Origin of the sequence: Enterococcus sp. S183_ASV_20 (genome assembly GCF_018919685.1) — a bacterium.
GTDB lineage: Bacteria > Bacillota > Bacilli > Lactobacillales > Enterococcaceae > Enterococcus > Enterococcus faecalis.
The window spans coordinates 1-880 of record NZ_JAHLRI010000157.1 but is presented as its reverse complement, the minus strand read 5'-3'; the positions used below and the strand labels follow the sequence as shown (position 1 = coordinate 880).

The following is an 880-nucleotide window of genomic DNA, read 5'->3' as shown; positions in this document are numbered from 1 at the left end:
TTGTGGTTGTTGATAATTTATTAACGGGGCATCGTTCAGCAGTTCATGAACAAGCGACTTTCTATGAAGGCGATATTCGTGATAAAGCTTTTTTACGTAGTGTCTTTGAAAAGGAATCAATTGAAGGGGTGTTGCACTTTGCGGCCAATTCTTTAGTAGGAGAATCCGTGGAGAAACCGTTAATGTATTTCAATAACAATGTTCACGGCACTCAAATTGCCTTGGAAGTCATGCAAGAATTTGGAGTGAAACATATTGTTTTTTCTTCCACAGCGGCCACTTATGGCGAACCAAAAGCAATGCCTATTACAGAAGAAACCCCAACGAATCCTAAAAATCCGTATGGGGAAAGTAAATTAATGATGGAAAAAATCATGAAATGGTGCGACAACGCTTATGGAATGAAATATGTTGCTTTGCGTTATTTTAATGTTGCAGGAGCAAAAAAAGATGCCTCAATTGGTGAGGATCACACGCCAGAAACGCATATTGTGCCAATTATTTTACAAGTGGCATTGGGCCAACGAGCAGAGCTAAGTATTTTTGGGGATGACTATGACACACCAGATGGCACGTGCATTCGAGATTATGTTTATATTGAAGACTTGATTGCAGCACATATTTTGGCTTTAGAATATTTGAAAAATGGCGGCGAAAGTGACGTCTTTAACTTGGGAAGCAACAACGGCTATTCTGTTAAAGAAATGTTAGATGCTGCTCGCGAAGTGACTGGTCAAGAAATTCCTGCGACAATCGCGCCACGCCGAGCAGGAGATCCTAGTACGTTAATTGCTTCTAGTGAAAAAGCCAAACGAGTTTTAGGCTGGCAACCAGAAGTAACTGAGGTCAAGGACATTATCGCCACCGCTTGGCAATGGCA

At 41.2% G+C, this 880-nt stretch carries 1 protein-coding gene; it reads left to right on the top strand.

From position 1 onward, the window contains the following. Positions 1-880, top strand: an 880-nt coding sequence (gene galE / locus KQI94_RS16155) for a UDP-glucose 4-epimerase GalE (RefSeq protein WP_216454665.1), incomplete at both ends; no start/stop codon positions are given.